We start from the raw sequence: 24982 nt of genomic DNA, 5'->3' as shown, positions 1-24982 counted from the left end.
CATATTAAGCTTTGTAAGTATGCACCGCTCAAGTAACACTGACTATATTTTATTTAAACTAATAGATAATCAACATTTACATTAATTCTATATCCCTGCTGTTCCACTAACACGAATTCGTTGACATTAATTATCATTTTATTAGTATTTTCCAATCCTGTAACTGCTTGGTAAGCCAAATACACTTGAGATAACGGCTTCATGTGTCACTAGTCAACCAACTTTTGTGTAGATGCCTTTTATGGAGAAAATAATTGATGTTCAGCTAAGATCAGTAAAAGCTGTGACTATGATATCTCCATCCTTCAAATAAGTATCTGCTATTATTGGGCTAAAAATTCAAGAAAAAACCTAGAAGGCATAATCCTTAAAGATAATTTTTTTGCAAACATATAATTCTAATTAGATCAAATAAAACTTTAATCTTTAAATCTTTCTGAAATCTTCTCTCTCCAAATTAACAACAACTCTATAAATTGCTCAGTTTCAATAGTATTTTCATAAGGTTCTTCAATCCGAAAGTTATTTTCTACAATTGTCACATCTTTATTTATTGATACGCTCGCAGCATTTAATTGAATTTCAAAGTCTTCATATAAGCCATTGGTAACTTTTTTAATATCCTCTACATACTCATCTAATTCTTGTTGTGTACTAATATCTTCTATAAAATCAGCAAATAATTTTATACTATCTGGCAATTTTACTCTTAGAACATTATGATGGTCTCTATAAAAATTATAATGATACTTCATTCTTAATCTCCTTTATAAATTGGATATGCAGTTGCAATTGAACCATCCTTATTTAAATACATTTCAATTATAAGACCAGATTCACTTTTCCCAGAGTATTTATTATCGCCAATAAGTCTTTTATTATTAAAAGCCTCTTCGATCGCTTTTAAAACTTGGACACGATCCCATTCTTTAGGGAAAAAACTTGAAGTAGCTTTTTTTCTGACTCCTTCAATCTCTACCTTAGCTCTATAGACTCCATTTTTATCTGGCTTTGTCTCCGTTCCTGGAATAATCTTTCCACCCATCATACTCTCATGATGATAACCAACTGCTTTACCGCGTTTATTGATCTCACCATGATAAATGTGTTTCATGGTCCTTCTATTATATTTACTTGTATCCTTAGCAAAAGAAAACCTCGAAATAGTCTCTTCAATTCTATTTCTAACTTCCTTTGAGTTCATTACGTTGGACAGTAATGGTTTTACGCCGTCTGCCCCAGCCAACGCAAAATTCATATTCTGATTACCTAAAAGAACCTGCATGCCACCTCTTACTTCGTCATAGACAAACCGCGCACTAGCTTTCGTATTTGTCGCTAGCTTATGCATTTGGTTAAGTGTTTCCTCTTTTACTAGTTTACCATTTTTCACGAGTACTGGCACGAATGGTGAAGCGACTAAAGAAGCTCCTAGGATACTATTAAATAAACTAGATTGTCTTTGAACGTCTGTTAGCTCATTTCCAAACATATCTTTCCCTGTGATATATTCACTAAGTCCGTTCGCGGAAGCGAGGCCGTAGATTCCTAGTTCTGCTTTTTGGAGATTTGAGAATGTGCTGCTTGATTTGTAAACACTTAGTGCTTGTTCGGCCGTATTCATTCCTTTGGCAGTTTTGTAGATTGCACTTCCGCCTTTGAAGAGTCTTCCTCCCCATCCTACAACCGGGATGAATCCTGCGGTGGCCATGGCACCAGCGGCTACTCGTTGGCCGTCTGTTAGTTCTTCTCCTGTTACGGGGTCAACACCATCTTTTGCACGGAGAAAATCGTAATATCCTGTTGCTTCTCCAGTGAACGTTTTGACAGTATCCCATGCTTTTTCGTAAATCGGACGGTTTTCTAATTCTTCGGCCTTTTTTAACTCTTCTCTAATTTTTTCCTGATCCTCTTTAAATGAAAGGTAGTCATCTGCGTATTGCTGAACCTCATCTGAAAGTTGATAGGCTTCACTCGCTTTATATGCTTGCGCATTAAAGTTGATTGGAGAAATGGTGTTGCCTTGTGCTGTTGCTTCTAACAGTTGTTGAAAAAGAGCTCCAATATGGAATTCTGCATTTTCTGATAACTTGTATTCCTCTAGTAATTGCTGATCCAATGCATCAACGTCCTTGATGGTGTTTTCTCTCTTTTTCTTAGCATCATCCATTGCAGTATTGAAATCATCAGCTGAAAATGCTTCGAGATTAACAATATCGTCAATTCCATCAATGATTTTCTGTAGATCTTCCCGTTGGCTCTCCACCATTGCGATATGGTTCGAAGCATGGATAGATAGATCAGTTTCTAGAAAGTTGACGTCTACCACTGTGTCACCGGATAAATCAATATCCGCTATAGCTCCTGATACACCATTTAGAAAAGCAATTTGCATGTCAACAAGACGCAGCAGGCCATCTGCCACATCTATTTGCGCCTGATAAAACCCTTTTATGGAGTCTGCTCCTTTACCTTGCAAGTCGTCATCTAACTGAGTAATATCAGTAAATGCCTTTTTTAATGTATCAATTTTATCGCGAAAATCTGTGTACACTTTCGCTCTATCTTCCATTGATTCTATTAATGTCTTTGTCTCTAATACTTTCAAGTCGCCATCATCCCTCACTTCCTGGTTTTTTATGTATAATCATGGCTAGTGAGTTAGTATTGTTTTATAATCGTCTTTGATCAAAATGTCACACTTATTACATATAACATATTTATCCATTTGAGTGGATCATTTCATATAAATGTAAATGAAATCAAAACTATATGCTCACTTTCTCCTTTGTCTACAGGAAATATTTCATGGTCGAAAACTTGAAAGTATAGAGAGTATAGTACTATGTTTAACATCATATTTTATTAGTCTTTACCTCTACATAAGACAAAAAAATACGAGACTAACATTTAGCCTCGCAATTAAACTATGATTTTAAATTATTATTAGGATTTCCATCAGCATCAGAACGTAAATAACCTCCACCATCTGCTTCAGTTAAGTTGACGGCAGTATTTCCATCTCCATCTCTCCAATAGCCGTCAATCCATACACCATCACGCCAATGGCCTTCTACCCAGTGAGGTTTTACATGATGTGTTCCTGGTTGTTCTGTCGTATCATCAGAAGTTGCCACATCTGTTTGTGCCACATGTGGTTGAACCTGATGACATTGGATGTTCCCTCTGTTCCGCCTTCAGCCATATTCTGATTATTTGTAGATGGGTCACCACCGTCAACTCCATCAACTAAATCAATAACTCCAACAGCAAGTGTACCTATTGCTACTGTTTTGCCAATATCTCGTAAACCCTGTTTAATTTTTGTATCATCACCATCTCTAAATCCCTCATATGTAGATTTACCACTATGATAAGTATTTTTGGCAGTATGATATACACCCTTTGCCGTTCTACCTACTGAATCACCCATATCATTTAATCCTTGATCAATTTTAGATTTTTCGTCCTGGATCATACCTGATGCAGTATTCCAAGCTCCATCTGCGATTTGACCTACTGTATCCCCAGCAAATTCAGATGCCTTTTAACTCCATCCCCAACTTCCTTAATAAATTTGCTGCCTGTTACATCTCCAACAACATTAACAGCCCCACCAATAACCGTTCCTGTTGCTTTTCCAGCGAATTTCCCTACATCTCTTAAAAACCCCATATATATTCCTCCTCTTTATATTTTTACAAACTAAAAAAGACCCGCCTAAATAGGCGGATCAACATTATGTATTGACGTCCATCTTTTAGGCGACTCGGCCACCATAGCATTTGCTTTAGGTCCGTAGTTTTGCGTCCCTACCTTTCGATAGGTTTGCCGTTTTCTAATAGGCTATAAGTTATAGGTTCATTTTACTATTAAATAGGTAAAAATCAACCTCGAAATGTTAAAAACAATTATTTTGTTAAGTGCAAAAAAGATAACCCCTTCTATTTTCATTAGATGGGGTTATCAAAAAAGGATTTTAATTGTCTAAAAGTAACCTACTATCCTAAACTCTTTTGATGTTCAAAACAATATATCTTCCCATTAAACTCCTTACTGGACAAACAAAATGACTTGACCTTTTCTGAGACAGTCTTATTACATACAAAGCACTTTGCTTGTTGATTTTGACTATTTACCTCCCCCTCTAACTTTAGGGATTGAACATGCTGCTCTCGAATAGAATGATCATCTATGTTAGCTTCAACTAATATTGAATGGATTCTTTTTATCTCATCTTCTTTTAAAATTGGCTCTTTATTATGTATCTTATTAACTGATACTTTCCTATGTATATACTCCGACAATTCAACATCATATACAATCAACTCATCAGAACTCATTTTTCTAAAATCTAACTCGTCAATCTTGAATGTGCACCGTTTAGTGAATGACACCATTGAAATAAATGAGTGATGATATTTCTCTTCAATATGATTTTTTATCGCTTGAATATGTCCATAATTTTGAATAAATGGATTCATCATCTTAAACTTTCCATTTACTGACCAGGTTATTCTGTCTTTACCACCATATATGGTACCTTGATAATTTTTTGTTTCGATTACAAAGATTCCATATGGCGTAATGACAATATGATCAATCTGTGAGAAGCCTGATTTAGCTTTTTCGTTTTTTATCATGATATCAGATAAATGCCTATACTCTTTAGGAAGTTGTGCTAATTGTATATCGATTTTGTATTCTCCAAGCTCTCCTTTTCTGTTTGCGACCTTTTCATTGTGTTTTATTTTTGGAGTTTCAGCTTTTATTTGTGATTTTTGTTCATTTTCTTGATCCTTCTTTTTAAATAAGTTTGATAAAAGTTTCATAGTTACCCCACTATTTATTCATTGTCGGTTACAAAATATAGCCCAAGAGTTTAATCGTCTCTTGAGCTATAATCAGATTATTTTTTATTCACGTTTTTATAATGTCTATGTTAAAAGGGTCTTCAAAAAGTCATCCACTCCGACTTTTTCTACCCTACTTAATAATAATTATATATTTAATTGTTTGTACTTTTGAGCTCAGTTTCCTTTAAACTTTTTAATACCGCTTCAGCAATTCCTCTGCTCATTAGTGGAGGAACTGCATTACCGACCTGCATATAAGTTTTTGTATAGGAACCTTTAAAGAAATAGTCATCCGGAAATGTCTGGACCCTTGCTGCTTCCCTTGGAGTTAATCCTCTTGCCTGCGTTGGATGGATATACATATTACAATCAAACTTCATATGAGCTGTAATTGTTTTGCATGGTGCATCATATATGAGCTTATAATATTTATCTTTAAAAATACCATTTCTACTTTGATAAGGCATAATATCGGCAATTTTCGGATCATCCGATTTATCTCCTTGATTCATCCTTCCAAATATTTCAATATCTCGGTCGTTATTATACCTCGCTTTATGGTTGTACAGAATTTCAGGAGATGATCCACTGTTGATTAGCAATAAGAAATGGTTTAATGGCAATGAAGGATATTTTGCAATCACTCTGCCGCTTTCTTCGCTTTCTATATTTGTTGCATTCTTTACACGTAAAGCCTCTAGTTTAGGTAATTTCTCGATAGCATCTCTAAGAGTAAATTGTCTGTTTAAGTATGCATTCTGCAGATTTATTTCCGCAAAGATGGATGCGTTGTCTAAACCAAGCCTGTTTCCGATAAAGATGATTCGTTTTCTATTTTGGGGAACTCCAAAGTCTAATGCATTTAATACTTCACAATGAAGTTTATATCCAATAGCCTCAAAGTCTTCCTGTACCTGTGAAGCAACCGAAAGCATACCTTGTACATTTTCCATAACAAAAAATTTCGGCTGTAACTTCTCCACGATCTTTACGAAGCTCTTATAAAGCTTGTTACGAGGATCATCAATAATTCTTTGTCTATTTGCGTTGCTAAAACCTTGACAAGGAGGACCTCCTATTACAACATCTACTTCTGAATATCTGATTCTTTCATCAATTTCTTCAATTATATTATTAATATCTTCATGATAAATATATTCTTTAGGTAGTTCAGGATGATTAAAAGAATACGTTTCGATGCAGGATTGTTCAATATCATTTGCAAAAGCAATTTTAAAACCTGCTTGTTTAAACCCTAATGACATTCCTCCAGCACCACAGAATAAATCTACAATCACTGGCTTATCATCTTTTTCTTCTATACATGATATATTGTCAATACAGTAATTACAAAATTTATAAACACAGCAGTTCTTCGTTTCATCATGCTGGATTTTACTTATTAACGAAACAAATTCATCATAGGGAATATGAAACTCTTTATCTACCAGAGACAAAACAGCTTCTAATTCTTCCTGCTTGGAGATTACTCCAACTTCAATTAGTTTTTGCTGTATACTTTTTTGATCATCCTGAATTTTTTCTATTTCATCCATATTTATTAACGTATTTATTAATTCTTTGATCTCATTAAGAAATGACTTTTTTACTTTTTTATCATTAAGATCCTTGATATTGTAATTCACATGTCTCAACCTCTTTGCTGTGTACTATGTCAAAAATTGCTTTAGCAACATATTTAGCTACATTTACGGTAACTGCATTCCCAAATTGTTTATAGGCTTGAGAATCAGACACTATAATCTCGTAATTAGGTTCTTCAGGAAATCCTTGAAGACGGGCACATTCCCTGGGTGTTAATCTTCTAATATTTGTTTTTCCTTCTTTTTCTGCTATATCACTCGGCTGTGTAACATAATTGTCTTGACTGGCACGATGCATCTTAGCCATCGTAGCACATAACGGTCTGGCGATCTGTAGATCAATTTCCGATTTTGCCTTATATGTCTTTGTCCCACTTGCCATGATCGTTGGAAGTATTTTCTGAGATAAATAGTATTTTGCCGGGACATTCGTTTCTAAAATACTTTGCAGCGTCTTCTCTAACGGAACAGCTTTTGGAAAATCAAATTTAGTAATATTTAAGTCTTTTTTAAAACATACAATAAAAATTCTGTTACGGGTTTGCGGCACCCCATAGTCTACACTATTTAATACTTTATCAAATACCTCATAGCCAGCTAAATCAAGATGTTCTTTAATCACCTTATACGTTCTTCCATTATCGTGATTCACCAGATTACGAACATTTTCTAAAACAACTACTTTTGGATTGTGGTGTAAAATAATCTGTTCAATGTTGAAAAATAATGTCCCTCTAGTATCTGTAAAGCCTTTCTGTTCTCCCATCATACTAAATGGTTGACATGGAAAACCACCGATTAATACATCATGTTCCGGCACTTGGCTAACAGGAATTTTTGTTAAATCTTCTTCAATGATATGATCTCCAATATTATGCCTATATGATTGTACGGCATATTTATCAATGTCATTTGCCCAAATAATATTAAATCCTGCTTGGATAAATCCGAGGTCTAATCCACCACACCCACTAAATAGTGATACAACGTTCATTTTTTTCCAACTCCATGTCCATTAATATAATCAATAATCCATTCACGTAAAACAATAGATGCATATTGATTGTTCTCATGCAAAGATTTCATAAATGCTTCTTTAATTTCTGGCTCAATTGTAATTTCTATTTTAGCAGTCTTTTTTTTCCCTCTTGGCCTTCCAACTAAGTTTGAGCTCAACTTATGTTTCTCCCTTTCCTTACGAAAATATGTTCTACTATATCACATTTAGATCAGGGTGTAAATTGAATAGTAAATTTCAGAATCCCATTTTTACAGGTAAAAGTTAATTTTTACAGTACTTTTGGTATAATTAATCTAGTACAAACAAGATTATAAACTGGAGGATAGTAATTATGGCTTATAGTTTTAAGGAAACACTGGAAATACTAAATCGATTTTTTCAAAAAATAGATCATCCACTTGCATATCGATTAAACTTATCGACCAGTAATAGCTATGATGGGATATTTATAAAAAAACTTGCTGAGTCTAATACGTTAACAAAAAATAGAGGAAAACAAAAACATATTGCATTTAGCAGTGAACACGAAATTAATTTCTTTCCTTACTTGGATAACTTTGTTGAAGTGATTGCAAAAAAAGTACCTGGATATAATTCGAACGAGTTTAAAAGACGTTATGGCGTTAAAATTAACATTCATTTATTAAAAGAAAACCTCGAATACAAAACGCATGAGGAGAGTACAGATATCTCCTGCTTTACGACTCATTATTTGAGCCGGGGTGGAAATCAATCAGAAATGGGATCGATGTATACAGATTCAAAGGAATTTACTGACTTTAGGAGATTATTTGATATTGGGGACACTCTGATCTTTCTTAAACATCGTTATATGTTTTCATATGATTTAATCGTTATAAACAACGATGATTATGCTGAAATTGAGGATACTTTTAAACGAAGTTTTGTAGCATATGATGACTTTTCTCCTACAAGGCAGACCTCGACCTTATCATCTCCGGAAGAATGGGGAGATGACGTTTCATTAAAGCCTGCAACACCGGGAGTAAATCTAATTATTTACGGTGCTCCTGGTACGGGTAAAAGCCATGAACTGGATAAAAGATATTCTGGCAAAAATAGTGTGCGGGTAACTTTTCATCCTGAGTATACTTATCACGATTTTGTAGGAAGTTACCGCCCTCAACCAATCTATAAAGTAGAAGCTACTAATACAGATACATATAAGTTTGTAACCGAAGTAAGAGAGCCTTTCGATAAAGGAGAACCCTATATAAATTATAACTTTATACCTGGCCCTTTTACTCTATCACTGGAAAAAGCACTTCGTTCAACAAAAGAAGATCTTAATCCCCAAATGTATACATTAATTATAGAAGAAATTAATCGTGCTAATGCTCCTTCTGTATTTGGTGACTTATTTCAGTTATTAGATCGACAAAGTAATGGAGAAAGTACATATGGTGTTTCTAACCTTGAAATTATAAAATATTTAAAAGACAAACGGGTAATCGATACCGATCAAACAGAAATTAGAATACCACTTAACTTGAATATAGTTGCAACAATGAACAGTGCTGACCAAGGGGTATTTGTAATGGACTCCGCTTTTAAAAGACGCTGGTTTTTTGAATATATGCCGATAGATCCTAAAAAAGCTGTTCATAAGGATGAAAATGTTGCCTATAATAAACAGTTAGTTAGATGGTCCAATTTTATAGAATCATTAAATGATTTATTAGCTGCTCACACAATTAATGAAGATCGCCATATTGGGCCATACTTCCTAAAACCTGGTGAACCATCTAATAACAAAATTATTACGTCAAAATTATTGATGTACCTTTGGGATGATGCTGCCCGTCTAAAGCGTTCAAAGATTTTTATAGAAGGAATAAAGACGTTCTCACAACTTGTTAAGTTATATAATGAAGGCATCCCCGTGTTTCAAACGGATTTTCAATATATAAAAGACGAATATAATGAACCGTTAAGAAGTTCCGATAATGATTTATTAGATGATCAATCTATTCATCCAGATGCTCCGAATGAAAGGATTGCGGAAAAAACGATTGAATTTGATTTAGGTGTAGATAACAAAAATGAGTGATCTTAATTTATATGAAAAGTGCTTTGTTGAATTAGAGGAATATCCTTTTGACCGCTTTAAAGAAAAAATACCTAATGAATTATTTATTAGAGGTTTATGTGTTAAAAATGAAAATACTCTATTATTTAAATGCACAGGATTTATTGTTTTTCAAAACTACATATTTGTCGTCTTTCCAAAAGGCTATGTCATACCTCAAGAGGAAAAGTCATTAAAAAAACATATTCGACTTTTAATAGATGTTTTAACTAAATATAGCCATAATAGTAAATTGGATCCCAGTGAAAGTTCTCTATTAGGAAGTACTGGAAAAAACGCAGCTTATATTGCCGCTGCATTTTGGTTAATCAGGGATTATTTTGAAAACGGTACTATCAATTTTCAACGCCAAGATTACGACTTAAATAAAAGTACAAATATCAATTGGTCAAGGACAATTAAGAGCATCAACCCTGTGATATCTAATCAAAGGCCTATCTATCTAGATCTAGTCACGAAAAAGCATATACTGTATGATCATTTAATTACTCAAATTCATAAATATGCAGTGGAACAGTCTTTAAATTTATATGGCTGGTTATTTGATTATGATGGAGAACATATGATGGAATATGATCTTCCCTGTGATGTAGATGCAGCTGTGTATATTTTGGAGTTAGAAGCTCAACGAACATTTCAAGAACGAAAATTGAATCTATTTCTAAATTTGAAAGAATTTATTATAGGAAGTCATACTCAGTCAAAAGACAGCATTACAACTATTGTAACACCGTATTTTCACACTGTTTGGGAAAAGATTTGCTATTCGTTATTTGCGGATGTGAACGATAAGAGTATGCCAAAGCTCCCGAATCCTTATTGGAATGTGGGTAATCGAATGGCAAAAACAGAACAGATTCCTGATATTATGTTTCGGATAAATAACAGGCTTTTTATATTAGATGCAAAGTACTACAGAATCAAACACGCACCTCTTAAGTTGCCTGGCTGGGGTGATTTAGTAAAACAATTTTTTTATAGACATACTTTAATAAAAAATAAAGAAGATAAAATAGAAAATATATTTCTTTTTCCAGGCCAGACTAATGAAGATATTGAATACTTAGGATTTGCTGCTGTAGACGGGATATCTAATCTAGGTCAAATCAATGGTTTTATCATAGATGTTTTCAAAGCTATGGAGTCTTATGCAAATAATAGTCAAAGTGGCTTTAAAGAAAAATTATTGAGGTTTTATTTATCAAACAGTGAACAGTTACAATCGGATTCTACTAACCCTTATGAAAAATAATGAATAATGGAGAAGTACTCCTTAATTAATCGAACATTACTGGAGGGCATAAACATGCCTTCCAATCTTCAGTTATTAACTTTGCAAGCTTATGTTATAATCTTTTATTTATCTTTAAAAGTAACAAAGTATAAGATTGGTAGCCTTAACAGGGATATGAAGGCAAATTTGGCAATTCAACTGGACGAAGTATATTTGTGATGTTATTAAGAGTTCTGTATGAAGCATCAAAAATAGTCGATGTTAAATATGAAAACATCGACTATATATATTAGAATTCCTTTATATCAATAACTTCTCCATCTAAACCCTCTAAATTCAATTTATATATGAGTCCACTAATATGTTTAGGCAAATGTCCTTCAATAAAACTCTCTGGTAAAATTTTTGGGAAGTTTTCATCAATTTTATATTTGGTCACTTCAACCAGGCGATAAGACTTTTTACGAATTTCACTGCCGATTGGGTATTCTAGATTTTCAAGCGCACGTTCAATTTCCGTTTCTTCTACGTCCCATTCTACTAATTTTTTAATCATATCTTGAATTGAAATACCAAAAATATCAGGCTCAAAACGATAAAATAATAAAAAATTCGCTTTTAACTGATATTCACTATTAATAGTAATTTGTGATCCATAACGAGCTATAGTTGATTTCACCTCATAGCCACCATCATTACTATTAAAATCAATTGAACCACCAAATGGGCCTACCCAGGAAACATCTTTTTCTTTTTTCAATAAATAATAGTAGCTTAGCATTTCAGCCAGTACGCTATAAGCTGCTTTTTCAATATTGGCATTACCCATCAGTTCCTTCATTGCGTGCCACCAGGAAATCGGATTCTGTTGGATTTCTTGATACGATTCTGAATCGAGTACCCTCTCTAAAAAGCCGGCACAAATGATCGCAAAATCTTCGTATAACTTCGGATGATCAGATACGAGTATTAACAAATGCTTTTCTTGACCACCAAGTACATATACTTTCGTAAAGTAATAGATGTTGGCAAACTGCTCATTTACATGTTTTTCTGGCGGGATTTCAATGGCAACTCCTTGCATTCCATTTATTTTCACAATCCAATAAAACTGCTCTTTTAATGAAATAGAGCGTTTTACAGATGTTCGAAAATAAGCGAAGCCTTCTCTAATTTTTCGTGTTATTTCCATATACTTCTACTCTTTTCTCCAATTTTGCTACATCATTTAAAAAATACTTATATAAATCTGTTACATATGTTTCTATGCCGCCTTCTACTAAACTAGGTTCAATCATATTTAACCGTGCTGTGTTTAATTTTAACACACGACGAAATAATTGTGGCACTTTGCTACTAGCATGTTCTTTATATTGACGCATCAGTTCGCGTGTAAGTTCCAAGCGATAACCGCCACTTCCTGAACGGTCGAGTAACTGAAGGATTTCATCTGACGAATTATCTTTTAAAATGACGAATGTTTCTTCCTCTGATCCTTGCCAAGAAAGATGAATATACCACCAAATACTTTTCATCCAAATACGACGTGTTCCTTTATAAAAACGCAGATCATTCATCCCAAAACGATCGTATACTAAGTCAGGTAATACTTCCAATGATAAGTAACGCCACATCTCATCTTGAGCTGCTAGTCTCTCGTTAAAACCGTATTCTTCTTTAAGGACACGATACAATATCAATCCCATATGCAAGTCGAATGAATAGGAATTAATTTTCTTCATTTCATCCATTAAAAATTTATTCTTTTCGTTCATCATGATTTTACGCAGCTGATTAAAAGGTGCTTTCACTTGGCGTGGTGCACAGTTTTCTGGTTCAGCCTCAATTTGTTGAAACTTAAATTTTGCTTGGGCTTTTGTATAGACTACATTTTCCCACACTACATATCACCTGTCTTTACTCTTGTTTCTAAATCGTTACGTAGAGACATCGCTAGTTTTTCCGGTGTATCGAAATCCCAATTTAATGTTGTTTTAAAATAATGTATGACTTGCCCTATGGAACCTTCTTCGCAGTTTCTCCCGTCCTGAATATCCTGCCAATCAGGACATTCCATCAAGTGTTGCAATATAAGCTGCAATGCACCCGCTAAAAATTCTACATACAATGCTTGATCTAGCTTGGTTTTCGGTTTTTGTATTGCTTGGTATGCAACATGAGCTTTATTTAAATAGATTGCAATATATTCTTTATCAAACGGCTCGACTAGTGGCTCCGAATAATTGAAATCGACGTACCATAAAGGTTTATCCGGTTCATTTACAATTACGATCGGGAACGTCGAGCCAGAGCCATCTAAAATGACAAGCCATTCTACTAACCTACCTAAAATTGTACCTGGTAGTTGTGCTTGTCCTCGCATATTATTTCGACTAGCCTTTTTCAAAAAAACAACAAGTGAGATATGAACTTCACCAAATAATTTATCCTTTTGGAAATAATAATCAATAGGGATACTCACGTCATTTGGTGTTGTACTTGTAATGGTTGAAAGCGAAATTACACCTCGCTGCGAAGATTGTTTAGACATCCATTGTAATGCTAACCCTAACTCTGCATCTGCATTGACCAATTGAGTAGGACCAAACAAGCTAGACGGAAAACCCAATTTTACAATGCCTAAGAGCCCAAAACCTTTTTCTACATAGTCCCAGCTATCATCGTCATTACTCAATAATGTTTTATACTCATAGTCTTCGGTTTGATTGAGGAATTTCTTTGAGCCATTATCATCTCTATAAAAGAACTGCAAATCTACAGAGACATTTAACAACTCTTCGATCGCCTCATCAAAAAGTCGATTCATGCTAACCTTATTAGGCATTTTCTACACTTCCTTCTGGCTTCATCGACATTTCGACTTGTACATGAGGGTCCGTGCAAGTGAATGCTAAAATGCATGTACATTCTACAGCCTTATCTGTTTTCTCAATACGTACAGCATGCAACACTTTATTGTCACTTTTTAGAGCCGTGGATCGACCAAATAGACCAATCTTACCTGGGAATGAAATGCCGGTAATTTGTGCAGGGAATGGTGTCCCAACACTATCTACTGATTCCCAATCTGTTGCTGAGATTTTTCCACCTTCAGAAGAAATAAATAACTCTATTGTAAAAGCAGTGACATTTTTCGCTAGTTTCATTTGAAAATGAACTTCTAGGTCACCGGTATCTAAATATTTTTGTGATACAAGCGTAAAACTATTGCCACCACCACTTCCTTTATTAGTTGAAAGCTTAGTACCTCCAGCCCGATTGCGACTGGAAGCACGACGACCAAATCCTGTCGGTGGTAATAGCAGCTTTCCAACATTGCGTGCTAGTGTGTTCATACCTTGCTTTTCTTTCACTTCTTCTTTATTTTCATATGAAGCTTTAATTTTACGACGAATCTGTGAGCGAATTTTCTCAACAATATCAAATGGCTTACTTTTTATAATAATGTCTGACCATGAGGTGTGATCGGCCATCTCACTTTTTCGTAAATACGCTTCTAAGTCGACGACATCATTATCTGGATTCAGTAGCTTGGTATTGGAATTTGGTACAAAAATAGCCACTAAGAATTCGTGTCCTTCTGTTGCACTAATTCCTTTACACCATTCACCATTTGTTTCATAATTGACAATCATTCCTGGTCTTCTCGCATAAGTCATCAATGGTGCATTTTGCTCGCCCATCGGATTTTTTTCATTCACACATGTAAACGGACTCGGACCATTTAGTGGCGCCAGCATATCCAGCTGCTTCTTCGTGAACTTTTTATATGCAACCCGCCCCGCGTTATTTACTTTATTGTTTTCAAAATAATTACGAATTTGAATATCGTTAACAAAGTAACGATTTGATTCACCACCCAACACAGCTGCATTGTACATTAATTGCAGCTCAAGGAATAATGGTGAAAAATCATCCTTATCCAGTCTCATTCCGTTAATATGTCCATCTAAATATTTGCCATAGGTATACTTATTATTAGCCAAGCGCGGTGCATACCAACGTTGCATTGCAATACGTAAATAATCTACTGCATTCGATTCCCACGGTTTTTTTTCATCTGGACTGATATCGTGCTTAATAAGCAGCTGCTGTTCATCGATAAATGGAATAATGATTTTAGTCCCTAACCGCTCTCCCTCAAATGGCTCAATAGATAAGGATTGTAAAATATCATGAATCATTGGTTCATTTGTAATTGGAATGGTATCATTACTATCTGGTGCTAAACTTTTCCCCCACCAGGCAATTCCGCTCGGGACTTTTCCAGCCGATTTTGGAATAAGTGGATTTGGTAATTTCTCGTTTTCTACTAATGTCACAGCTAGGCGATGCTCGAACTGACCGTCTTCGTTTAAAATACGTGAATAGTAAACAACCAAGCCAATGCCTACACGGAAATAGACAGTCTTCCCTAATCCCCAGGACCCGCCTGCACCTGGTGTATCCTGCGCCATACTAATCCCATAAATTAGTTTAAAAATATTCCCGTTTGGTGAATTCTTAAAGTCTAATGAACCCGTTAATCCTGTTGTGTTGGCATCTTCAATATAAATCGCCTTTTGTGGCGAGGCTCCAAACTTTTCGTTTAACGAATCAGTAACTCCATCTAAATGCTTAGCAAAGTTTTGGACATTGACATCCCTAATACCAATGTCCACATACACAGAATTGAGGCCTTCTACACGAATACCGGCATCTAAACTATTTTGTACAGCTTCACGTACAAGTAAATCAAGAATAGGTAAATCGTTATTCTGAATAAGTTTTAATAATGAACTGCCAGATTGGGACATTTTCCCGAATTCTGCAATTTCGATTTGCATTACTCTTTTCCTTCTTCCGTTTCAGACTCTCCCATTGGATTTTCGATGCGAACAGACAGTTTTGTTGCTAAATTTCTGCCCGTACGATATCCCGGAACAAATAAACTAACACCAATCAGATCTTCTGAAGCATTTAAGTCATAACGTCTATTAGCTTCTTTTGTATTTTGACTTTGTTTATTTCCAAATGTCGAATTTTTATCAATTCGATATAAAAGCAGCTGTGGAGTTAAACCAATACCCGCGGCTTTACGTATTTCATTGACAACACTTTTCTTTGGTTGTTTTTGATCAATTTCATCTAATTGATCCTCGATACGTGTACGCTCTTCTTTCCCAGCCTTAGTAAACTTAAATTCCTCTGGAATTGAGTCATACATCTCTTTTGTCATATCTGCATATAAATCAGATGGCGCACGTAACACACCAATATTAATTTTTTCGCCAGTTGCCGAACCACGACGACTACGTGTAACCAGTCCTACACCACGACCACCGACAATCCATTGATTATGTGAGTCATCATCTAACTTACCGGTACCAGATAACACGACATTCCAATTAGTAAAGCCTGCTTCAGCTTCTTTTCTTTGATACCATTCAAAGAAGGTTTTCATATTGGAAAACTCGCTCTGTTTACTAAAAGAGAATTTATGGAAGAAGTCATCCATTATTTGTTGGTACGGCACTTCTTCCCAATAAAGACCACGACCATTTCGTGTTTCCTTCGGCATACCTAAGCGATGTAAAAAGTTCTCAGTTATTTCAATATTTTGTCGCTGAATGTTTGCATCATCATCAAATAAAATCGTTTGACTCGACGTCCCAGAGAAGTCTAAATCGATTTCCTCTGCATTCTGCATTCGATTTTTCGCTGTAATACGCAGCCATGACAGTTTTGGTGAGTTTTTAATTTTTGGCCCGTAATCGTTGGCATCCATTCCTTCTAAAATATAAGTTTCAATATCCTCACGCAATTCTTCCTCAAGAGTCGCCATAAACCTGAACTTTGCCTCTGTATCAGTTGTCAGCCAAATACGCGGTAACATTTCATAACCTTTACGGTAGCCAAAGAAACGACCCATTTGCAGTAATGTATCTGCTTGAGAAGTAGTACGAAGGAAATAGGTACTCACTAACCCTTCAATTGTTAATCCACGAGATAACGTACTGCCACCAATAACAATAAATGCTGGTGCCGGTGCCGGGTAATTCGGTGATTTGGGATCAGGATATGCTAATCGTACATGCTCTAAATCTTCTGTGATTCCATTATTTGCACAGTTATCGATACATAAATGTAGGCCTTCATGATATTCCAAGCTCTTTGTCTCTTCTAACACATTGATGTGCGAAGGATGATTACGGATTAATCGTTTTAGCTCTTCTTCGATTTTTTCAAAAGGTGGATAACCCTTTACCTCATCTTTATTTGGATACTCCTCAAATTCCATTTCAAAATCTTCTTTTGTAAACCTTTTTTGTTCTTGGTAATACAGCACTCGACAAGATTCAATGATTTGAGCTTTAGGTGTACTACGGAAGTAACTGTTTATTAACTCCGCAAAAATTTGATGATGTATCTGTTTTTGACTTGTATGGACAAGCATACTAATCGGCTTTTTATATTTGCGATAGCGCATAATCGAAGTTGCTATTAAAAACCAATGTAGTGAATCTTCAAATGATTGCGGTAAATATGATTCTTCTCCTTTATGAATACTATCGACTAAATCACGTTCATCTGTTGTTATTTCATGTACTATCGGCAGCCCGCGATAATATTCATTTTTTTCTAGCCCAAAAATTTGTTTTGCTCCAAAATATTCTTTCGCTGGATTTAATACTGCTATAAAATCACGTGGATAGAGGGACTTTTCTGAAGCCTCATTCAAAAAGTTAGCATAAGGTGTAGCTGTGTAGCTAATGTAATTCATACTTAAAGGTTTCGAGCCATCATTTGCCTGAATATCTACCAGTTCTACAATTGCTTTATTCAAAGCTGTTCGTTCGGCCAATGAATCATTCACATCATTTGTATTGATTCCACCCTGATCCGATTCATCATCAATGATCAAAATACGCATTTGCGAAAGCTTTTTTCCATCGGATTTTAACCAAAGAATTAAATCATTTAAACGAGTTTTATTTTTTAGGCATACATTTAAGTACCGTTCACGTGATCCTTTATTTAATAAAAGACTGCTTACCTTATGTGAAGAACTTGCCTTTAATGAGAGTTTACTTAAACGTTCCCAAGAAAGGTTGCCTGATATTTTTAAATCACTCATTAGACGATCTTCTGTTTGTTGACGCAAATTTTCGATTGTTCCGGATAAAACAATGAAGAAGTTAAACTCCCAATCAGCAGCCATAGCCATTAATGCTGCCATACTTGCTGTTTTACCAGATTGCACATGCCCTATAGTTAACCCTTTAATAGGATTATCTGTTTCTACTCGTAGCTTTCTTAAAATGCTTATTGTTGTATTTTCAATATCTTTTACAGATTCATCAGTCCAACCTTGTCTGATTAGCTTGTCCTTATATAATTGCCAGCTACTCGCTGCTCCACTTGGGATTGTCAAATCATTATCTTGACGAAGACTTAAAATGCGATTATTGGCAATTTTCTCTTCAATCATTTGTTCCCGTTCTGCTGCTTCACGTAAAAACTCTACAATTGCTAACCAGATTGGTGCATTTAAATCTTCAGGAATCATATCATCTTCTTGTAATTGTTCAAGTTTATACTGCAGCCCTTCTTCATCCTGTTTACCGTAATATTTAATAAAATCCCAGTCTCGTCCTTTATTACGCAACTTTTCGATTGCCATTCGATGCTCATCATATTTGGGGGTAGAAAAATCATTTATTATGTTCTTCATGTTCATCGCCATCATTATGTACCTCTCTTTATATCTTTTAAAATACTTTATTATTCCTTATATAATATTAATCTTAATTTCCCATTTCAAAATAGTAAATAAGTGAGAGAACCTGATTAAAATAAAAGTTGCTAAGTTCCTACATTTTAAACATAATTCTCCAAATTTCATACTTTTAATTAGTTTTTCAAATAAAGAATACAAATGCAGTAAAATACCTCAAATTACCTACTGCTTTCCACCTGCAAAATACATGTGCACGCATACATTTTTTAAAATATACTGTCTCGTATATATTTCCTTCTTTAGCATTATTTAATAAATAAATAGACTGATAATTCACATAAGATTTAAACTTTCTTCTCCAAATGGCCACGTATCAATCTCTACCTCTGACATATATTCCACCTTGGTATATTTTCTAAAATAGCATTTCTAAGCTCAATGAAAAAGTTACCAAAAGTGCAAGGTATTGTTAATTATATCACTTCCAGACTAATTACTCTCTTTTTGACTGACACGTAAGTACTATTTTAACAAATAGAAAACAATTAGGTGACCATTTGAAAACTTTAAGGCTATTTATAAGAAACAAGGACGGTTCCAATGTTCATTTTAGATACAAGAGAACCGCACCTCCGTTAATTCTAACATCTGCTTTTGACCATATTTTTTAGATATTATTGTTGTTTCAATTAGAGTCTAATACCGAGAATGCTTCTTCTAATAGAATTATATATTAATGAAAGAAACAGTTTCTTGGACCAGAATTGTTTGTAAATTGCCTTGATTATATCTGTAGGTAAAAACCAAAATATATTAATATTTATATCTATTCTTAATAGGTTATAAGACACCTACTAAATGCTGATTTTGAACCTAACTTAATTGTTGAAAAAGATTGTGCGTTAAAGAGTAAAAACCCTACTTTATATGTAGGGTTTTTCAATGCTAATATGTAAAATAATAGATTCTATAAAGATGAATTTTAATTTATTTTTAGTTTTGTTTTCAGAACCTCTAGTTATTTGATTCTGTGTGCTAAGTAATATACGATGAGGAAGCAGAACGATTTAAAATAGCAGAAACAAACTCACATTTGGAAATCTTAAAGATTACTCCTATATGATTTTTAGTAATTAGTATGTAGTAAATATTCCATGTGATATAGATTTTCTGTTTTCAAAAATTCTATAAAAATTAGTGAATTTTTTAATAATATGCCTTTGCTTCATATTTTTAGAAGATAAGTGTAATTCTTTATAGGAAGCTTATGTTTGATCTATTGAATTTTTGGTAAAATAACCAACCACCATCACAATTTCCGTCTACATAACAAATCGACCAACCTCTTACAATCTAATATTCTATCAACTTCGACAAAATTTCATGATAACTGTCACCTACCCTCAATCACTTTGTCAAATTATATCTAAATATTTGGAAGCGTTTTCCTTGCGCTACTTCCTCTTACTATGTAAAACTAGTTTTGTAAGTGTAATATTTTGGCACTTATTTTTCTTGTGTCGACCATTACATAATACAAATCATGAGGAGGAATAGCATGAGCCAATTAGTAGTTCAATTAAGAGAAAGAGTAGAAAAGTTTCTGAATGGAAAGAAGAAGCTCTTTATTAATGGAGAGTTTGTGGAGAGTGTTTCACAAAAAACATTTGAGACATATAACCCGGCTACAGGTGAAGTGCTAGCACATGTATTTGAAGCAGGACCTGAGGACATCGATTTTGCTGTTAACGCTGCTCGTAAAGCGTTTGATGAAGGTCCATGGTCTAAGATGGGAACTGCTGAGAGAAGCCGCTTAATGTACAAGCTGGCAGATTTAATGGAAGAACACAAAGATGATTTAGCGCAATTAGAAACTTTAGATAACGGTAAACCAATTAGAGAAACAACAAATGCAGATATTCCTTTAGCGATAGAACATATGCGTTATTACGCAGGTTGGACGACAAAGATCGTCGGACAAACCATTCCTGTCAATGGGCCATATTTTAACTATACCCGTCATGAGGCTGTTGGTGTAGTTGGGCAGATTATCCCTTGGAACTTCCCATTATTAATGGCAATGTGGAAGCTGGGAGCTGCTTTGGCAACTGGCTGTACAGTCGTATTAAAACCTGCAGAACAAACACCTTTATCTGCACTATACTTAGCAGAATTAGTTCAAGAAGCTGGATTCCCTGAAGGAGTTCTTAATATTGTTCCTGGTTTTGGTGAGACGGCAGGTCAACCGCTAGTTGATCATCCAAAAGTAGATAAAATTGCCTTCACAGGATCTACTGAAGTTGGAAAGCTTATTATGGAAAAGGCTGCGAAAACGTTAAAACGTGTCACGCTTGAATTAGGCGGTAAATCTCCGAACATCATTTTACCTGATGCAGATCTTTCACAAGCCATTCCTGGTGCATTAAACGGAGTTATGTTTAACCAGGGGCAAGTTTGCTGTGCTGGATCCCGAGTATTCGTTCAAAAGAAACAATTCGATAATGTCGTGGCAGACATGGTGAGTCATGCAGAAAAAATCAAACAAGGATCAGGAATCCACGCTGATACGGAAATTGGTCCACTTGTTTCGACCGAACAACAAAACCGGGTATTAGGCTATATTGAAAAAGGGGTAAATGAAGGTGCTGTACTATTAGTAGGTGGATCAAAACCGTATGAAGAAGGTTACTTCGTTTCTCCTACTATTTTCGCAAATGTGAATGATGACATGACGATTGCGAAAGAAGAAATCTTCGGTCCGGTCATTTCAGCTATGCCTTATGATGATATAGATGATCTGATTGCTCGTGCAAACAATAGTGAATATGGATTAGCTGCCGGTGTTTGGACAAGGGATGTGGCAAAAGCCCACTATATTGCGGAAAACTTACGTGCAGGTACGGTATGGGTAAACTGCTACAATGTCTTCGATGCTGCATCACCATTTGGCGGTTACAAGCAATCGGGTATTGGTCGTGAAATGGGATCTTATGCATTGAACAACTATACTGAAGTTAAGAGCGTTTGGATTTCTAAGAAGTAAGGAACTGAATGAAATAAAAAAATGGCAATGTTCCCGAAACATTGCCATTTTTTATATAAAGAAGCGCAAAATTCCTTTTTATACTTAATCGATCACACTTATTGTTTAACTTACAAATGACTTTCCAACATAAATATCTTTGGTTATATTAATAGTAGTAATATGAATAAACTAAAAAAGACTGTTCGGTGCTCGAACACTAAACAGTCATACAATAGCTAGATTCCCATCAAGGGGATCAGCGATCTTGGAAGATTACTCATCCTATCGCCGTGCAAAAGCTCAAGGGTGGGTTATTTTTTGTAGTTAAAATAGATAAATTGGCAGCTAGAAGGTGACTCGACGTAGAGACCAATTTTAAGTATAAAGTATAAGGCAACTACGCCTCTGTCTTCGCCTTTCAGGCTCGCCAATCGGCGAGTTTTCTTTATCTCTAAAAGATATGATTGTACAATACCAAACTTGCAAATGCAATCATTGGCATTAACGTTTGAAATACTGACATAATAAGCATCCTCCCTTTCAATCCGGGGTAACGCTGACCACCCTTGAGTTTACCTAACTATTGCAATTCTAATACAACACAAACAAAAACACTTGTTCTTTTGCGGAATCCTATTTCTCAAAGAAACAGAAAGAGATCTTCTCAAATGTTTGAATCTCTTTCTTCCTTATTTTGTTAAAGTGTTTTTTTAGATCAACCCATTTATCTTACCAATCTAAAAATCTATCTGAATAATGAACTGAAGTGGTCCTTAATTGCTAGTCCAATTGGTTATTCAACTTTTTATTGAGTTTATTTAGTGGTCTCACTTACACAATAAAGATATCTTTTGTTATACTAAATGGTGCCATTATATATGTGTTCTTTTCAATTTAAAAATCAGCTCCGTTTAACACGAAGCTGATTTACTTTCCTCCTATTTATGGTCGATAATTGCCCAATAGGCTGGTTTTACATTGTAATCTGGATCAAATGCGAAAGGTGCATCTTTTCCTGCTCCGCTTTCAATTGTTGTATATGGTGCATTTTGATCAGTTACAACGTTACCATTTGCATCATAGTAAACATTTGCACGGTCATCGAGCCAGGTATGGTTATCGGCAATGCCCCAAAATGTCACATTACTAATTTTATTGCCCAATTTCTCATACAATTTAAACAGACGATCATAGCGGGCTGCTTGATCCATAAATTTAAATTCTGGAATAGCAGCATAAGTTGGATACGCTCTTGGCGGGTAGCCATACATACTAACATCAAGTTCCGTAATTTGGTTATCCAATCCAAGTTCGGCAAACATGTTAATTGACGTTTCAATATCTGCTTCAGAAGGCCATCCAATTTGGATGTGTCCCTGATGACCAACACCATCAATCGGAACACCCTGATCTAGTAAATCCTTAACTAGATTGTATAGACTAGATCTCTTTGGTTCTACCTCTGTATTGTAATCATTGATATAAAGCTTTATGTCTTCTCCACCATATTTTCTCGCTGTTTCAAAAGCAACTTTAATATAGTCTGGTCCTGCAATTCTATACCAATTAGAATCGGTACGTAACCCACCTCCATCAGAGATGACTTCATTGACTACGTCCCAAGATTTTACATCATCTTTATAGCGTTCAACAATTGTTTTAATATGAGTTTCTAAACGCTCTAATAATAGCTCTTTGTTTGCCGCACGCTTTACTGGATCTGTTTCATTTGGCATCCACTCACCCTGTTTATTACTGAAGAACCAATTTGGTACCTGGCTATGCCAAATAAGGGTATGGAAACGAATGTCCATATTATTTTCCTTTGCAAACTTGACAATTTTATCTGCTTCTTCAAAGTTAAATTGACCTTCTACTGGCTGAATATTCACAGGCTTCATGACATTCTCTGCCACAATACTATTAAAATGGCGTTTTAGGATTTGAGAGTCTTTTTTATCTAATAATTGATAAGGCTCAACAGCTGCACCAATAGTGAAAAAATCTTTATATCTCTTATCCAATTTTGGTGCAGTTAATGCGCTAATAGTGGGTTTTTTTTCAATCTTCGTAGTGTCAGCCAAAACATTCGATCCTGTTGGTAATAATAAGGCCAAAGCTAATCCAGTAATAATAGGTTTACGTAAAACTTTTAGCATGTTTTCAACTCCTCCATCATTTGAAAAGGCTTACAAAAAATTGCAATCTTCCCTCCTATTAATAGTTTGCTAGTAGATAAATAATAAAAAGGCTTACTAGAGTTTTCATTAATTATCTGCTAATTTTTATTACAGAGATATTATATCAACCACTAGATTTCATCAATACCAAAAAACTAAATATTTTACTTTAATTTCTAAAGGAAATCGATTTCATATAGATATAAAATATCCACTATTCTCAAAGAGGAAGGAGATTTTCCATCTGAAAATTTGCACTAAAATTATAAACTCCATGTTACTTAGTTAGAAATGAAATAAATAACTCAATATATCCCCATTCCCAGTAAATTTTCCAATTTTCCCTTTTCAAGATGTGCCCCCTATTACAACCCAAAAATGAATGAAGGCAAAAAAAGGACACGAGCCAGGCATTTAGCCTTACTCATGTCTAACTATTTGCATCCGTTCAGAAACGTTAATCCATTTTGAGGTCAGACCTTAAATACATGCAAAATTCCTTCAAGTTAATCACTAGTTAGTTAATCCACTCTACAACATCTTCTATAGCCCGGCGCGTTTTCGGGCGTGCCGGATACTCTTTGCGATAGCCGAAGGCAACCATAGCTGATACGGCTAGCTTGCCATTTTCAAGAAATCCTTCCTTCTCCAATAACTCATTTACTTTGTCATAACTAAAGCCTTCAATCGGACAAGAGTCAATGCCGATTTGCGCCGCAGCTGTCATCATATTGCCTAGCGCAATATATGTTTGCTTGCTCGCCCAATCAAACAATGCCCGGTCGCTTTCAAACAGACGCTGATCTTCCTCTTGAAAGCTTCTATATCTTGGCTTCAGTGTCTCAAGTAAATCATCAGGCATCTGCTTCACATTCTTCTGCAACTGCTGCACATACTCAGAATCATACCTTACATCTGTACGTGCAAGAATAATAACAAAATGGCTTGCAGTCGGCAGCTGTCCTTGGGCACCCCATGAAACCTCTCTTAGCTTTTCACGAAACTCCTTATTTTGTACAACAAGGAATTTCCAAGGCTCATATCCAACCGAACTTGGAGACAAACGGCCAGTTTCTAAAATGAATCTAAAATCTTCTTCGGAAATTTTCTTTGTCGGGTTAAATACCTTTGTTGCATGGCGGAAATTGAATGCAGCAAGGATATCTTGTTTTTTAGCGTCATGATTACTCATGGTGAAATCATCCTCTTCT

The 24982-nt window shown here is 35.1% G+C and carries 21 protein-coding genes and 1 riboswitch; of the genes, 4 read left to right on the top strand and 17 right to left on the bottom strand.

What is annotated here, in order from left to right:
• Positions 1 to 53: 53 nt before the first annotated feature.
• The 10 genes from BK577_RS26055 to BK577_RS15820 all read right to left on the bottom strand — a co-directional run bounded on the left by BK577_RS26055 (position 54) and on the right by BK577_RS15820 (position 7636).
• The gene (locus tag BK577_RS26055) at positions 54 to 203 is read right to left on the bottom strand and encodes a hypothetical protein (protein WP_169908321.1); all 150 of its coding nucleotides are present in this window, start codon (positions 201 to 203) and stop codon (positions 54 to 56) included.
• A gap of 216 nt (positions 204 to 419) precedes the next feature.
• Positions 420 to 755, bottom strand: a complete 336-nt coding sequence (locus tag BK577_RS15850) for a tRNA-Val4 (RefSeq protein WP_078433851.1) — start codon at positions 753 to 755, stop codon at positions 420 to 422.
• A 2-nt stretch (positions 756 to 757) separates the two neighbouring features.
• Positions 758 to 2608: a T7SS effector LXG polymorphic toxin gene (locus BK577_RS15845; protein ID WP_078433850.1), complete on the bottom strand. Its 1851-nt coding sequence runs from the start codon at positions 2606 to 2608 to the stop codon at positions 758 to 760.
• Between the two features lie 319 nt (positions 2609 to 2927).
• Positions 2928 to 3137, bottom strand: a complete 210-nt coding sequence (locus BK577_RS25775) for a DUF3892 domain-containing protein (protein WP_169908319.1) — start codon at positions 3135 to 3137, stop codon at positions 2928 to 2930.
• Positions 3089 to 3433, bottom strand: a complete 345-nt coding sequence (locus BK577_RS15840) for a hypothetical protein (RefSeq protein WP_139367362.1) — start codon at positions 3431 to 3433, stop codon at positions 3089 to 3091. The genes BK577_RS25775 and BK577_RS15840 overlap by 49 nt, the downstream gene beginning before the upstream one ends.
• Before the next feature lie 83 nt (positions 3434 to 3516).
• On the bottom strand, positions 3517 to 3675 hold the full coding sequence (locus BK577_RS26050) for a hypothetical protein (protein ID WP_169908317.1): 159 nt from the start codon (positions 3673 to 3675) through the stop codon (positions 3517 to 3519).
• Between the two features lie 85 nt (positions 3676 to 3760).
• A riboswitch (cyclic di-GMP riboswitch) is annotated at positions 3761 to 3843 on the bottom strand.
• Between the two features lie 158 nt (positions 3844 to 4001).
• Positions 4002 to 4832 (bottom strand): nuclease-related domain-containing protein, encoded by an 831-nt coding sequence (locus tag BK577_RS15835; RefSeq protein WP_078433848.1) that lies wholly within the window; start codon positions 4830 to 4832, stop codon positions 4002 to 4004.
• A gap of 176 nt (positions 4833 to 5008) precedes the next feature.
• Positions 5009 to 6502, bottom strand: coding sequence for a DNA cytosine methyltransferase (locus BK577_RS15830; protein WP_218970495.1), 1494 nt, complete (start codon positions 6500 to 6502; stop codon positions 5009 to 5011).
• Entirely contained in the window at positions 6477 to 7454 is a 978-nt protein-coding gene (locus BK577_RS15825; protein WP_078433847.1) for a DNA cytosine methyltransferase, read from the bottom strand. Before BK577_RS15825 ends, BK577_RS15830 begins: the two co-directional genes overlap by 26 nt.
• On the bottom strand, positions 7451 to 7636 hold the full coding sequence (locus tag BK577_RS15820) for a hypothetical protein (RefSeq protein ID WP_078433846.1): 186 nt from the start codon (positions 7634 to 7636) through the stop codon (positions 7451 to 7453). Before BK577_RS15820 ends, BK577_RS15825 begins: the two co-directional genes overlap by 4 nt.
• A gap of 176 nt (positions 7637 to 7812) precedes the next feature.
• On the opposite strand from BK577_RS15820, the gene BK577_RS15815 reads away from it, so the two are divergent.
• From BK577_RS15815 to BK577_RS26045, 3 genes are read left to right on the top strand one after another with little or no spacing between them, the layout of a single operon-like run.
• Complete coding sequence (locus tag BK577_RS15815; protein ID WP_078433845.1) at positions 7813 to 9552, top strand: AAA family ATPase; 1740 nt, start codon at positions 7813 to 7815, stop codon at positions 9550 to 9552.
• Positions 9545 to 10843 carry an LlaJI family restriction endonuclease gene (locus BK577_RS15810; RefSeq protein WP_078433844.1) on the top strand — a complete coding sequence of 433 codons (1299 nt, stop codon included), beginning with the start codon at positions 9545 to 9547 and terminating at the stop codon, positions 10841 to 10843. Before BK577_RS15815 ends, BK577_RS15810 begins: the two co-directional genes overlap by 8 nt.
• Positions 10844 to 10897: 54 nt before the next feature.
• Positions 10898 to 11044 carry a hypothetical protein gene (locus tag BK577_RS26045; protein WP_169908315.1) on the top strand — a complete coding sequence of 49 codons (147 nt, stop codon included), beginning with the start codon at positions 10898 to 10900 and terminating at the stop codon, positions 11042 to 11044.
• Between the two features lie 70 nt (positions 11045 to 11114).
• On the opposite strand, the gene BK577_RS15805 is transcribed toward BK577_RS26045, so the two are convergent.
• Genes BK577_RS15805 through BK577_RS15785 form a run of 5 tightly spaced genes read right to left on the bottom strand, consistent with a single transcriptional unit; the run spans position 11115 to position 18572 of the window.
• Positions 11115 to 12017: a PD-(D/E)XK motif protein gene (locus BK577_RS15805; protein WP_078433843.1), complete on the bottom strand. Its 903-nt coding sequence runs from the start codon at positions 12015 to 12017 to the stop codon at positions 11115 to 11117.
• Complete coding sequence (locus tag BK577_RS15800) at positions 11995 to 12726, bottom strand: DUF6339 family protein (RefSeq protein ID WP_078433842.1); 732 nt, start codon at positions 12724 to 12726, stop codon at positions 11995 to 11997. The genes BK577_RS15805 and BK577_RS15800 overlap by 23 nt, the downstream gene beginning before the upstream one ends.
• Positions 12726 to 13670, bottom strand: coding sequence for a hypothetical protein (locus BK577_RS15795; protein WP_078433841.1), 945 nt, complete (start codon positions 13668 to 13670; stop codon positions 12726 to 12728). Before BK577_RS15795 ends, BK577_RS15800 begins: the two co-directional genes overlap by 1 nt.
• Positions 13663 to 15672 carry a hypothetical protein gene (locus tag BK577_RS15790; protein ID WP_078433840.1) on the bottom strand — a complete coding sequence of 670 codons (2010 nt, stop codon included), beginning with the start codon at positions 15670 to 15672 and terminating at the stop codon, positions 13663 to 13665. The genes BK577_RS15795 and BK577_RS15790 overlap by 8 nt, the downstream gene beginning before the upstream one ends.
• Complete coding sequence (locus BK577_RS15785; protein WP_169908312.1) at positions 15672 to 18572, bottom strand: Z1 domain-containing protein; 2901 nt, start codon at positions 18570 to 18572, stop codon at positions 15672 to 15674. The genes BK577_RS15790 and BK577_RS15785 overlap by 1 nt, the downstream gene beginning before the upstream one ends.
• Positions 18573 to 20124: 1552 nt before the next feature.
• Between BK577_RS15785 and BK577_RS15780 the strand changes: the two genes are divergently transcribed.
• On the top strand, positions 20125 to 21609 hold the full coding sequence (locus BK577_RS15780; RefSeq protein WP_078433838.1) for an aldehyde dehydrogenase family protein: 1485 nt from the start codon (positions 20125 to 20127) through the stop codon (positions 21607 to 21609).
• 920 nt (positions 21610 to 22529) lie between these two features.
• Here the strand turns inward: BK577_RS15780 and BK577_RS15775 are convergent.
• On the bottom strand, positions 22530 to 23750 hold the full coding sequence (locus BK577_RS15775) for an endo-1,4-beta-xylanase (RefSeq protein ID WP_078433837.1): 1221 nt from the start codon (positions 23748 to 23750) through the stop codon (positions 22530 to 22532).
• Positions 23751 to 24288: 538 nt separating this feature from the next.
• The gene (locus BK577_RS15770) at positions 24289 to 24963 is read right to left on the bottom strand and encodes an NAD(P)H-dependent oxidoreductase (RefSeq protein WP_078433836.1); all 675 of its coding nucleotides are present in this window, start codon (positions 24961 to 24963) and stop codon (positions 24289 to 24291) included.
• Positions 24964 to 24982 lie beyond the last annotated feature (19 nt).

Source organism: Metabacillus halosaccharovorans (genome assembly GCF_002019635.1).
In the GTDB taxonomy this organism is placed as follows: domain Bacteria; phylum Bacillota; class Bacilli; order Bacillales; family Bacillaceae; genus Metabacillus; species Metabacillus halosaccharovorans.
The sequence above is the reverse complement of the archived record's forward strand: the minus strand, read 5'-3'. Positions and strand labels throughout refer to the sequence as shown.

Excerpts from the sequence above, each read along its gene's own strand:
- BK577_RS26055 (WP_169908321.1), bottom strand. The coding sequence starts at position 203 with ATGAAGCCGTTATCTCAAGTGTATTTGGCTTACCAAGCAGTTACAGGA.
- BK577_RS15850 (WP_078433851.1), bottom strand. The coding sequence starts at position 755 with ATGAAGTATCATTATAATTTTTATAGAGACCATCATAATGTTCTAAGA.
- BK577_RS15840 (WP_139367362.1), bottom strand. The coding sequence starts at position 3,433 with ATGGGTGATTCAGTAGGTAGAACGGCAAAGGGTGTATATCATACTGCC.
- BK577_RS26050 (WP_169908317.1), bottom strand. The coding sequence starts at position 3,675 with ATGGGGTTTTTAAGAGATGTAGGGAAATTCGCTGGAAAAGCAACAGGA.
- BK577_RS15835 (WP_078433848.1), bottom strand. The coding sequence starts at position 4,832 with ATGAAACTTTTATCAAACTTATTTAAAAAGAAGGATCAAGAAAATGAA.
- BK577_RS15825 (WP_078433847.1), bottom strand. The coding sequence starts at position 7,454 with ATGAACGTTGTATCACTATTTAGTGGGTGTGGTGGATTAGACCTCGGA.
- BK577_RS15815 (WP_078433845.1), top strand. The coding sequence starts at position 7,813 with ATGGCTTATAGTTTTAAGGAAACACTGGAAATACTAAATCGATTTTTT.
- BK577_RS15810 (WP_078433844.1), top strand. The coding sequence starts at position 9,545 with ATGAGTGATCTTAATTTATATGAAAAGTGCTTTGTTGAATTAGAGGAA.
- BK577_RS26045 (WP_169908315.1), top strand. The coding sequence starts at position 10,898 with ATGCCTTCCAATCTTCAGTTATTAACTTTGCAAGCTTATGTTATAATC.
- BK577_RS15805 (WP_078433843.1), bottom strand. The coding sequence starts at position 12,017 with ATGGAAATAACACGAAAAATTAGAGAAGGCTTCGCTTATTTTCGAACA.
- BK577_RS15795 (WP_078433841.1), bottom strand. The coding sequence starts at position 13,670 with ATGCCTAATAAGGTTAGCATGAATCGACTTTTTGATGAGGCGATCGAA.
- BK577_RS15790 (WP_078433840.1), bottom strand. The coding sequence starts at position 15,672 with ATGCAAATCGAAATTGCAGAATTCGGGAAAATGTCCCAATCTGGCAGT.
- BK577_RS15785 (WP_169908312.1), bottom strand. The coding sequence starts at position 18,572 with ATGGCGATGAACATGAAGAACATAATAAATGATTTTTCTACCCCCAAA.
- BK577_RS15780 (WP_078433838.1), top strand. The coding sequence starts at position 20,125 with ATGAGCCAATTAGTAGTTCAATTAAGAGAAAGAGTAGAAAAGTTTCTG.
- BK577_RS15775 (WP_078433837.1), bottom strand. The coding sequence starts at position 23,750 with ATGCTAAAAGTTTTACGTAAACCTATTATTACTGGATTAGCTTTGGCC.
- BK577_RS15770 (WP_078433836.1), bottom strand. The coding sequence starts at position 24,963 with ATGAGTAATCATGACGCTAAAAAACAAGATATCCTTGCTGCATTCAAT.